This is a genomic window from Stappia indica, from assembly GCF_020177335.1.
Taxonomy (GTDB): domain Bacteria; phylum Pseudomonadota; class Alphaproteobacteria; order Rhizobiales; family Stappiaceae; genus Stappia; species Stappia indica_B.
Map to the genome: position 1 here is coordinate 487,767 of NZ_JAIVMG010000001.1, position 11,595 is coordinate 499,361.

Sequence of the window (11,595 nt, forward strand, 5' to 3'; positions counted from 1 at the left end):
GGCGATTCAAGCGCAGGCGTTGCAGCAGCGACACGCTTTCCGCCTCACAGGGCGGAAAGGTGCAACACATCGTTCCATGTCGCGAATACCATCAGGAACAGCACGATGGCTATCCCCAATCGGAATCCGTACTCCTGAGCGCGCTCGCTCAAGGGCTTTCCGCGCACCGCCTCGGCTGCGTAGAACAGCAGATGCCCACCATCCAGCATGGGAATCGGCAGCAGATTGAGCAGGCCGATGCTAACGGAAAGAACCGCCGTCAGGTTCAGCAGAGCGGCAAAGCCGAGGGTCGCCACCTGCCCGGAGATCTGGGCGACGCGGATGGGGCCACCCAACTGGTCGACCGACTCGCGTCCGGCAAAGATACCAGCCACGTAGCCGCCGGTGCGCGCGACCACGAACCAGGTTTCCTTCACGCCTTCCTGCAGCGCTTCGATCGGCCCGAACTGACGCTTGACGATATCCTCCGGCTTGGCACTGCGGCTGATACCGAGCAGCCCCACCTTCTGGACATTGCCGAAACGGTCGGTGATCTCCTGCCGCTTGGGCGTGACCGTGACGTCGATCAGCCGCCCGGCGCGATCAATCGCCAACTGAAGCGGAACATCGGCGCTGATGCTGACCGCCCGCTGAAGCTCGGAAAAGGTCTCGATCGGCTGACCGCCGATGGCAACGATCAGGTCCCCGGGCAGAATGCCGGCTTCCTGCGCGGCGCTTTCCGCCTGCACCTGATCGACGCGCGGGGAGATCTCCGAGCGGCCCAGCACGGAAAACAGCAACGCGAAGATGACAATCGACAGGATGAAGTTGGCAATCGGTCCGGCGGCGACGATGGCGGCCCGCCGGGCGACGCTCTTGGTCTGGAAGGCACCGGCGCGCTCTTCCGCGCTCATCCGGGCGAGCGCTGCGGTATCGGGAGCGCTCGCCTCATTCTCGTCACCGGCAAACTTGACGTAGCCGCCGAGCGGAATGGCGCAGACCTTCCAGCGCGTCCCCTTCCGGTCATTGCGGCCAAACAGCTCCGGCCCAAAGCCGACGGAAAAAGCCAGAACCCTGACGCCGCACCAGCGCGCGACCAGGAAATGACCCAGTTCGTGAAAGAACACGACAACTGTCAGAACAAAGAGGAACGGCAGAAGATATCCCGCCGCAGATCCGAACACAGATCCGATCAGTTCCATTCGTATCCCCTCCGCCTGGGCCAGCATTCTGCCCCCGACGAGTTAAGAAGCTGTTTGCATCATCAGCCGGTCAATCCGGCAAGGTTCCGTGCCGTCTTGCGGGCCAGCGCGTCCACCTGAAGCACCTCATCTACCGAACCGGGCGCGGTCAGCTCGCCATTGCGCCCCAAGGTCTCCAGCACCGCCTCCACCGTCTCGGCGATCTCAAGAAAGCCGATGCGGCGGTTCAGAAAGGCCTCGACCAGAACCTCATCCGCCGCATTCAGTGCGGCCGTGGCGGCCGTTCCGGTCGCCATTGCCTCACGCGCCAGACGCAAAGCCGGGAAGCGGATCGGATCCGGAGCCTCGAAGGTGAGCGTTCCCAATGCGGCGAGATCAAGGCGCTGTGCCGGCGTCCGCATACGGCGGGGCCAGGCGAGGCAGTGCGAAATCGGCGTGCGCATGTCCGGCGACCCGAGCTGCGCCAGCACCGACCCGTCGCGGTATTGTACCATACCATGCACCACGGACTGTGGATGCACCAGCACGTCAAGTTGATCGGGGCGGACCGGGAACAGGTGCCGCGCCTCGATAACTTCGAACCCCTTGTTCATCATCGTCGCGCTGTCGATGGAGATGCGCGCGCCCATGCTCCAGTTCGGATGACGCAGCGCCGCTTCCGGCGTGACGTGACGCATCTCCTCAAGCGAAAAGGTCCGGAACGGCCCGCCGGAGGCGGTCAGGGTCAAGCGCTCGACTTGCCCCGCATTGGCCGTCTCGAACACCTGGAACAAGGCATTGTGTTCCGAATCCACCGGCAGGATCGTCGTGCCGGCGGCACGTGCCGCCTGCATGAACAGATCGCCGGCGCAAACAAGGCATTCCTTGTTGGCAAGCGCGATGGTCGTGCCCACCCGCACCGCCGCCAGGGTCGGCGCCAGTCCGGCGGCCCCGACAATCGCCGCCACCAGCATGTCGGCCGGCCGCTCGGCCGCCGCGATCACCGCTTCCGCGCCCGCCGCCGCCTCGATCCCGGAGCCGGCCAAGGCGGCCTTCAGGGTCGCATACGCCGTCGGATCCGCCACCACGGCCAGACGGGCCCCGACCCGGATCGCCGCGTCCGCCAGCGCCTCGGCGCTGGTGTTTGCCGTCAGCGCCTGAACCTCGAACCGCTCCGGATAGCGCTCGACCAGATCCAGAGTGCTGCGACCGATCGAGCCGCTCGCCCCCAGCACCGTCAGGCGCATCGGCGCCCCGGCGGCCTCGTCGTGATCTGCGCCGCCCGGACCTTGCATCATTTCGCTCACTATCACTGTTCCTGGTCAGTATCCCTGGGCGGTCATCAGCCGGTAGACCGGATCGGCAACGCTTCCGCTCACCACCACCGCGACCAGATAGCCGAGGATTCCAGCACCGGCGAGCCCGTCGAGCCGATCCATGATCCCGCCATGGCCGGGAATGAGATGTCCCGAATCCTTCACCCCGAAGTGGCGCTTGAGAGAGGATTCGAACAAATCGCCCGCTTGCGAGAACACGGAGAGGACGGCGGCCGCCGGGATCCAGAACAGGGGCGACACCGCGTGGTCGAGCACGGACGCGGCAACCCCGACGGCGATCGCGGCCGCCAACCCGCCGAGAGCCCCGCTCCAGGTCTTCTTCGGCGACACCCTCGGCCACAGCTTCGGACCACCGATGGACCGACCCGCGAAATACGCGGCGATATCCGTCGCCCAGACCACCGCAAAGAGAAAAAGAACCATCGCCAGCCCATGCGCGCCGGCGCGCACATCAATCAGGACGAGACCAAGCAGCCCGCCATAGAGCACCCCCCCGGCAAGCCAGGTCCACAGCGTCCGGCCCGTCATCACGCCGGCAAGCGCAACGCCGCCGGCGGTGATCGCCAGCACCAGGGTCGCAAGCGCCGCCTGCCCGGTCGCAACCGCCAACACCAGCGCCGGCAGCACTCCAGCGAGCGTCGCCAGCGCCATGCCACGCCCTTGCCGAAGGGCACCAGCCATCGCCGCCCATTCCCACACGAGCCACAAGGCGCAGGCGCCGACGCCAAGATCAAAGGCCAAGCCACCGACGTAGGTCCCGGCCAGCGCCAGAGGCGCGAGCACGGCGGCGGACAGGATCCGAAGGGTCAGTTCCGACCGGTTCGGACCGCCGGGCTGCGGCCGCGGATCAGAATGCGTCATCTTGCCACTTTCGCGGAAAGCCCGCCAAATCTGCGATCCCGTTCCGCATAGGCCGCGAAGGCCTCATCCAGCGCATGCTCATCGAAGTCGGGCCAGTGAAGGTCCGGGAAATAGAATTCCGAATAGGCCGCTTGCCACAGCAGAAAATTCGACAGGCGTTGCTCGCCGCTGGTGCGGATGATCAGATCGGGATCCGGCAGGTCAGCGGTGTCGAGATTTGCCGAAATCGTCGCCTCATCGATCTCCCCGGGGGCCAACTCGCCAGCGGCGACCCTTTCGGCAACCTTGCGCGTCGCCCGCAGGATCTCATTACGGGACCCGTAATTGAAGGCGACCACCAGCGTCATGCCGGTGTTGTTCCGCGTCAGCTCCTCGGCTTCGAGGATCAACCCGAGAATCGACGGCTCCAGCCCCTCGCGCTCGCCGATCATCGTCACACGCACGCCCTGGCGGTGGATTTCCGCCAGATCGCGGCGCACGAACCGATGAAGCAGGCTCATTAGAAAACCGACTTCGGCGGCCGGCCGGCTCCAGTTCTCGGAGGAAAAGCTGAACAGCGTGAGGAACTCGACGCCGCGCGCGGCGCTATGGCGGACAATCCGGCGGAGCGCGGCCACGCCCGCCCGATGCCCCTCCGTGCGCGGCAAGCCTCGCTGCACCGCCCACCGGCCATTGCCATCCATGATCACGGCGACGTGCCGGGGGACATCCCCCGGCGCCTTGTCCCGCGCGGAGACATTCAGGTCTGCCGTCACCGTCATTCCTTGCTCCCTCATCCGCCGACCAGGCCGCCGCATGCGGCTAGACTTGGGAAATTTCCTGCTCTTTCTTCGCCAGCATGGCATCGATCTCGACGATCATCTCGTCGGTCATCTTCTGGACACGCTCGGCGGAGACCCGGCTGTCATCTTCGCTGATGTCGCCATCCTTCTCCAGCTTCTTCAAGGTGTCCATGCCATCGCGGCGGACGTGGCGCACGGCGACCTTCGACTGTTCCGCATATTTATGCGCCAGCTTGATGAGATCCTTGCGCCGCTCGGCGTTCAGTTCCGGAATCGGCAGCCGCAGGGTGGTGCCGTCCACCACCGGATTGAGACCGAGATTGGATTCGCGAATGGCCTTCTCCACCGCAGAGACCATCGATTTGTCCCAGACCTGCACGGAGATCATCCGCGGCTCGGGAACGCTGACCGTCGCCACCTGGTTGATCGGCATCGGCGAGCCGTATGCATCCACCGAAACCGCATCCAGCATGTTGGACGAGGCGCGCCCGGTCCGCAGACCGGCCAGATCCGTCTTCAACACGCTGATCGCCCCGTTCATGCGGCGCTCCAGATCCGCGTAGTCGACATCCTGATCCGCCATAGTGACCTCTCCTTTTTCGGTCGGCCCACATGCACATGGCCAACCCCATAAAACAACTGCGTCTTATTTCCATGAGCGGGGGCCGAAAGGCAAGCGCTTCCGCGCCGCTGCAGGCCCTGCGCGACGGCAAACGACCGGAATTCACGGGAAATTCCGAAAAACGCCGAGCCAGTGCGGCGGCCCACACCGCCGCGCCAGCCCGGCGCCTCACACAATCATCAATCGGAAATGACGGTGTACTTGCCGACACCATTCATCACGTCGACCAGAGCGCCGGGCGTGCGAATGGAAAAGACGATCACGGGAATCGCGTTATCGCGCGCCAGCGCGACCGCGGTCGCATCCATGACCTTCAGGTCACGGCCGAGCATCTCGCCCGGGGTCAGCGTCTCGTAACGCTCCGCGTCCGGCACCTTCTTGGGGTCGTCGGAATAGACGCCATCGACGCTGGTGCCCTTCAGGAAGGCATCGCAGCGCATTTCGGCGGCGCGCAGCGCCGCACCACTGTCCGTGGTGAAGAACGGGTTGCCCGTGCCACCCGCGAAGACGATCACGTCTCCGTCTTCCATATAGCGCTCGGCACCGCGCTGGGTGAAGGTCTCGCAAATCGAGGGCACCGGCACCGCCGACAGCACACGCGCGGGCACGCCCAGGCGCCGCAGCGCATCGGCAAGCGTCAGCGAGTTCATTACCGTCGCCAGCATGCCCATGTGGTCACCGGTCACCCGGTTGCCACCCTTGGCCGCCACCGCGACGCCGCGAAAGATATTGCCGCCACCGACGACCACACCAACCTGCGCCCCGAGGCTGACCGCCTCGGCGACTTCCTTGGCCACCCGGCCGACCGTCTCCGGGTCAATGCCAAAGTCCTGGGAGCCCATCAATGCTTCGCCCGACAGTTTCACAAGCACGCGCCGCCAGCGAAGTTTTCTCGTCATCATCCGTCCCGCCATTGGATGTTTCAGTTTCCGCCGGGTCTGCCCGGCTTCAGATGGCGCTCATCGACGTCTTGTACCACGACACCTGCTGGCCCGCAGAAAAATGCCGCGCGTCCTTCCCCAAAGGAAAGGCCCGCTCGGCATGGTACATCTTCCAATGAGCGCCGGATAGAAGAAGGGCGCCGGGATCATCCGGCGCCCTACTGGACTTAGCTACCGACCGCCGCGGCGACTTCCGCGGCGAAATCGGATTCTTCTTTCTCGATCCCCTCACCGAGGGCATAGCGCACAAAGGCAACAAGCTTGACCGGGCTGCCGAGCTCCTTGGCGAAGGCCTCGACCGCTTCCTCGACCGTCTTGTCCGGATCGACGACGAAGGCCTGCTTCACGAGGGTCACTTCCTCGTAGAACTTGCGCAGACGACCTTCGACCATCTTCTCGATGATGTTTTCCGGCTTGCCCGACTCGCGCGCCTGCTCGGCGAAGATCTGACGCTCGCGCTCGACGACGTCCGCATCCAGCTCATCGACATTGAGCGCAAGCGGGTTGGTCGCAGCGATGTGCATCGCGATCTTGCGGCCGAATGCGGCAAGGGCCTCGGCATCGCCGTCGGACTCAAGGCCGACCAGCACGCCGATCTTGCCCATGTTGTCGGCAATCGCACCGTGCACGTAGGAGGCAACGGCGCCCTTGGAAACGGACACGGCAGCCGTGCGGCGCAGAGACATATTCTCGCCGATGGTCGCGATTGCTTCCTTGATCTCGCCTTCGACGGTCTTGTCGCTGCCCGGGAAGGAAGCGGCAGCAAGCGCCTCGACGTCGCCGTTCACTTCAAGCGCCGCCTTCGACACACCGGCGATCAGAGCCTGGAAACCCTCGTTGCGGGCAACGAAATCGGTTTCGGAGTTCAGCTCGACCACCGCCGCGCTGGCGCCATTGGAAGCAACGCCGACCAGGCCTTCAGCCGCGACGCGACCAGCCTTCTTGGCGGCCTTGGCCAGACCCTTGGTCCGCAGCCAGTCCACAGCAGCTTCCATGTCCCCGTCGGTTTCCTTCAGGGCTCCCTTGCAGTCCATCATGCCAGCACCGGTCTTTTCCCGGAGCTCTTTCACCATCGCTGCGGTAATGCTCATAGATCGCCTCGTTGACGGGTTTGCACCCCGGCGAGCTTAGCCGAGGCCCTACATAGGATTAATGACAGGCACCGCCCTTTTTCAGAGCGGCAGCCGGCGGAGCCTGAAAGGCCCCGCCGGCATGTAGTCTCAATGATCAGCCGGCCTGGACCTGCGACGCATCGTCCGCAGCAACTTCCGCTGCCGGCTCGGCGTCCAGAGCAGGCTCGATCGGCGCCTCTTCGGCCGCACCGATATCAAGACCCATGCCACCCTGGGCGCGGGAGATACCGTCGATCGCGGCGCGAGCGATGAGATCGCAGTAAAGGGTGATCGCCCGACCGGCGTCGTCGTTACCCGGAACCGGGAAGTCGATGCCGTCCGGATCGCAGTTGCTGTCGACGATAGCAGCAACCGGAATGCCAAGACGCTTGGCTTCCTGGATCGCGATGGCCTCGCGGTTGGTGTCGATCACGAACAGCAGGTCCGGCAGACCACCCATGTCCTTGATACCGCCCAGGTTCCGCTCCAGCTTCTCGCGCTCGCGGTCCATGAACAGACGCTCTTTCTTGGTCAGCCCGCCACCTTCGTTGGACAGGGTGGACTCAAGCTTGCGCAGGCGCTGGATCGACTGGGAAATGGTCTTCCAGTTGGTCAGCATGCCGCCGAGCCAGCGGGCATTGACGTGGTACTGGGCCGAGCGACGAGCGCCCTCGGCGACAGGCTCCTGAGCCTGACGCTTGGTGCCGACCAGCAGCACGCGACCGCCGGCGGCAACCGTGTCGGACACGGCCTTCAGCGCCTGGTGCATCAGCGGAACGGTCTGGGCAAGGTCGATGATGTGGATGTTGTTGCGCACACCAAAGATGTACGAACCCATCTTCGGGTTCCAACGGTGCTTCTGGTGACCGAAGTGAACACCGGCCTCCAACAACTGACGCATCGTGAAATCGGGCAGGGCCATGGCCGTGCAACTCCTTGATTTTCCGGTTAAACCTCCGCAGGGCGTGGCGACACTCACGTGCCGGCACCGGATGGACCCCGTTTCTCGACGAAAACCAACCCTGCGTGTGGAATGCGCGCGTTATAATCGCCGCGCCCCGGCAATTCAAGCCCGCCCTGCCCTTCGCCCGCGTTTTTGACGCTTTTTTATTGTTGATCGGCATGGATCGACCGCGCCGGCCCACTTCCTGCCTCGCCCGCTCAAGGGGGCGCGGCGTCAGGCCATCGTCACCTCGACGACGCCGGGAATCGTCTTCAGCGCCCCGGCGATCTGCGGCGTCAGCCGATACCCCCCCGGAAGGCGAACCTCGACCTCGCGGGCGCCATTGTCCAGCATCACCACCACGCTGACCTCGCCGTCGCCGCGTTCGGACAGGTGACGCGGCAGGCGCCGCGCCGCCGCCGGATCGCGCAGGAACACCGTCAGGTTTCGCTGCACCCGCTCGGCCGCCTCCTCCAGCGGCCGCACCGACTGGATCCGCAGGCTGGGTTCATCGTCCCGCATGTCCGCACCGACGATCAGGATCACCGATTTCCCCGGCTCCACCGCATCGCGGTACTGATGCAGGGTTTCGGAAAAGAGCAGCGCCTCATATTGCCCGCTGGGGTCGGACAGACGAACGATCCCCATACGGTTGCCGCTGCGGGTCTTGCGTTCCTGCCGTGCCAGCACGGTGCCGGCAAGACGTCCGGCTGTCGCGCCTTGCTTCACCGACACGGCGAAATCGCTCCAGAGCTGCACCCGCATCCGCTCCATCAACGGCCGGTACGAATCGAGCGGATGGGCCGACAGATAAAAGCCGATCGCCGCCTGCTCCCGCTGTAACTGCTCCTCGGGAAGCCAATTGCCGGTGTCGGGCAGATGCACCTCCTCGCCGGCCTCGCCGCCGCCGAACATGTCGTTCTGGCCGCTGGCCGCATCCTCATCGGTGCGCTGCGCCACCCCGACGATCCGGTCGATCCCCTCGCACAGCCGCGCCCGATTCGGCTCCAGCTCATCGAAGGCGCCCGCATTGATCAGGTTTTCCAACGTGCGCTTGTTGATCTGGCGGGCGCAGACGCGGCTGGCGAAATCGCCAAGATCCCGGAACGGCCGGTCGCCGCGCGCCTCGATGATATGCTCCACCGCCTGCTCGCCGACACCCTTGATCGCGCCCATGGCGTAGCGGATCTTGCCGTCCTCGACCGTGAAGTGAACCCCGGAGCGGTTGACCGACGGCGCCAGCACCTTGATGCCCATGCGCTTGGCTTCCTGACAGAAGTCGCTGAGCTTGTCGGTGTTGCCCAGATCGAGGGTCATGGAGGCGGCCATGAACTCGACCGGGTGGTTCGCCTTCAGCCAGGCGGTATGATAGGACACCAGCGCATAAGCGGCCGCGTGCGACTTGTTGAAACCGTAGTTGGCAAACTTCGCCACCAGGTCGAAGATCGTGCCGGCCTGCCCCTTGTCGACGCCGCGCTCCACCGCGCCATCGACAAAGCGGGCGCGCTGCACTTCCATTTCCGCGGCAATCTTCTTGCCCATCGCACGGCGGAGAAGGTCGGCTTCGCCGAGCGAGTAGCCGGACAGGACCTGGGCGATCTGCATCACCTGCTCCTGGTAGACGATGATGCCGTTGGTCTCCTTCAGGATGGTTTCCAGCAGCGGGTGCAGGTAGTCGGCTTCCTGCTCGCCGTGTTTGACGGCGTTATAGACCGGGATGTTGTCCATCGGGCCGGGACGGTAGAGCGCCACCAGGGCGATGATGTCCTCGAACCGGTCCGGCTTCATGCCGGCGATGGCCCGGCGCATGCCCTGACTTTCAAGCTGGAACACGCCCACCGTCTCGCCAGCGGCGAGCAGCCGGTAGGTCGCCGGGTCGTCCATCGGCAAACTGGCCATGTCGACGCTTATGCCGCGCAGTTCGATCAGTTTCACTGCCGTGTCGATCACGGTCAGCGTCTTCAGGCCGAGAAAGTCGAACTTCACCAACCCGGCCTGCTCGACCCATTTCATGTTGAACTGGGCAACCGGCATGTCGGAGCGCGGATCGCGATAGAGCGGCACCAGTTGCTCAAGCGGCCGGTCGCCGATGACGACACCGGCGGCGTGGGTGGACGCGTGGCGGTAGAGCCCCTCCAGCTTCTGCGCCATCGCCAGAAGCCGCGCGACGCTCTCCTCCTCGCGCTGCGCCTCCTGAAGGCGCGGCTCGTCGCGGATCGCCTCTTCCAGCGTCACCTGCTGCCCCGGCGCCGCCGGCACCATCTTCGACAGCCGGTCGATCTGGCCATAGGGCATCTGCAACACACGGCCAACGTCACGCAGCACGGCGCGGGCCTGAAGCGTTCCGAAGGTGATGATCTGGGCAACCTGCTCGCGGCCGTATTTGCCCTGCACGTAGCGGATCACCTCCTCGCGCCGGTTCTGGCAGAAGTCGATGTCGAAGTCCGGCATGGACACGCGTTCGGGATTCAGAAACCGCTCGAACAGTAGTGCATAACGCATTGGATCCAGATCGGTAATGGTCAACGACCATGCAACGAGCGAGCCTGCACCCGATCCACGTCCCGGCCCCACCGGAATATTGTGCGCCTTGCCCCATTTGATGAAGTCGGCAACGATCAGAAAGTAGCCCGGAAAGCGCATGCTCTCGATGATACCGAGCTCATAGTCGAGCCGTTTCCAGTACTCCTCCTCCTCGGTTCCCGGCGCAAGACCATGCGCCTTCAGCCGTGCGGTCAATCCCTCGCGGGCCTGCCGCACAAGCTCAGCCACCTCCGCGGCAAAGGCCGCGTCCGGGTCGGCGTTCGCACCGGCGAATTGCGGCAGGATCGGCGGGTGCTTCAACGGACGGGCGTGGCAGCGCCGGGCGATCTCCACCGTGTTGGCCACCGCCTCCGGCAGGTCGGCGAACAGCTCTACCATTTCCGCGCGGGTCTTGAAGTAATGCTCGGGCGTCAGGCGGCGACGGTCGTCCTCATCAATCACCCGACCTTCCGAGATACAGATCAGCGCGTCATGGGCTTCATAATCGTCGCGCGCGGGGAAGAACGCCTCGTTGGTGGCGACCAGCGGCACCTGTGCCGCATAGGCCAGCGCCAGCAACCCGGCCTCGCTGGCGACCTCATCGGCCATGCCATGGCGCTGGATCTCGATGTAGAGCCGGTCGCCGAACGCGGCCTTCATTGTGTCGAGACGGCTGCGTGCCCTGTCGTCATCACCGGCAAGCACCGCCTGCCCCAGGGGACCGCCGGCCCCGCCAGTCAGCAGGATCACGCCCTCGGATTTCTCGCAAAGACGGGCAAGCCCAACATGCGCGGCGATCTCCGGATCCGTATCGAGATAGGCCCGGCTGACGATGTCCATCAGGTTGGCATAGCCGGCGGCATCAGCGGCAAGCAGAACCACCTCGCCAAGCCGCAGCGTCTCCCGGCCGCGCTTGACGCCGCCATCCTCGCAGTCGACGGGAATCTGAACACCGATGATCGGCTGAATGCCCGATCCCCAGGCCTTTTCGGAAAATTCCAGCGCGCCGAACAGATTGGCTGTGTCGGTGATCGCCAGCGCCGGCTGGGCATCCTTTTTCGCCAGGTCGATGAGCCGCCCCAGTGGCAGCGCCCCTTCCAGCAGCGAAAAGGCCGAATGCACGCGCAGGTGAATGAAGCCGGGCTGTTCCATTGAACCGTCTCTTGTCATTGAAGCGGCGACCCAACACGGCCAAACCGCCTTTCGGCCAAGTTTCCGACGTTGCCCCCCCGCTGTCGAGCAACCCACGGCGCGCGGTCCCCAGACAAACCTGGTTTATCCCCCACCCATCCGTGTCGGCAGCGACCCGCTGCC

The 11,595-nt window shown here is 64.8% G+C and carries 9 protein-coding genes; all 9 read right to left on the minus strand.

Annotated features, from left to right (window positions below):
* Positions 1–44: 44 nt before the first annotated feature.
* Positions 45–1,181, minus strand: a complete 1,137-nt coding sequence (rseP, locus tag LC062_RS02130) for an RIP metalloprotease RseP (protein WP_224909370.1) — start codon at positions 1,179–1,181, stop codon at positions 45–47.
* Positions 1,182–1,243: 62 nt separating this feature from the next.
* Positions 1,244–2,458, minus strand: coding sequence for a 1-deoxy-D-xylulose-5-phosphate reductoisomerase (locus LC062_RS02135; RefSeq protein WP_224909781.1), 1,215 nt, complete (start codon positions 2,456–2,458; stop codon positions 1,244–1,246).
* A 24-nt stretch (positions 2,459–2,482) separates the two neighbouring features.
* Positions 2,483–3,358 carry a phosphatidate cytidylyltransferase gene (locus LC062_RS02140; RefSeq protein WP_224909371.1) on the minus strand — a complete coding sequence of 292 codons (876 nt, stop codon included), beginning with the start codon at positions 3,356–3,358 and terminating at the stop codon, positions 2,483–2,485.
* Positions 3,355–4,119: an isoprenyl transferase gene (locus LC062_RS02145; protein WP_224909372.1), complete on the minus strand. Its 765-nt coding sequence runs from the start codon at positions 4,117–4,119 to the stop codon at positions 3,355–3,357. Before LC062_RS02145 ends, LC062_RS02140 begins: the two co-directional genes overlap by 4 nt.
* 40 nt (positions 4,120–4,159) lie before the next feature.
* Entirely contained in the window at positions 4,160–4,723 is a 564-nt protein-coding gene (gene frr, locus LC062_RS02150; protein ID WP_181758478.1) for a ribosome recycling factor, read from the minus strand.
* 218 nt (positions 4,724–4,941) lie between these two features.
* On the minus strand, positions 4,942–5,661 hold the full coding sequence (gene pyrH / locus LC062_RS02155) for a UMP kinase (RefSeq protein WP_181758477.1): 720 nt from the start codon (positions 5,659–5,661) through the stop codon (positions 4,942–4,944).
* Positions 5,662–5,870: 209 nt separating this feature from the next.
* Positions 5,871–6,794, minus strand: coding sequence for a translation elongation factor Ts (gene tsf, locus LC062_RS02160; RefSeq protein ID WP_224909373.1), 924 nt, complete (start codon positions 6,792–6,794; stop codon positions 5,871–5,873).
* A gap of 136 nt (positions 6,795–6,930) precedes the next feature.
* Positions 6,931–7,737: a 30S ribosomal protein S2 gene (gene rpsB, locus LC062_RS02165; RefSeq protein ID WP_224909374.1), complete on the minus strand. Its 807-nt coding sequence runs from the start codon at positions 7,735–7,737 to the stop codon at positions 6,931–6,933.
* Positions 7,738–7,992: 255 nt separating this feature from the next.
* Positions 7,993–11,433, minus strand: coding sequence for a DNA polymerase III subunit alpha (dnaE, locus tag LC062_RS02170; protein ID WP_224909375.1), 3,441 nt, complete (start codon positions 11,431–11,433; stop codon positions 7,993–7,995).
* Between the last annotated feature and the right edge of the window lie 162 nt (positions 11,434–11,595).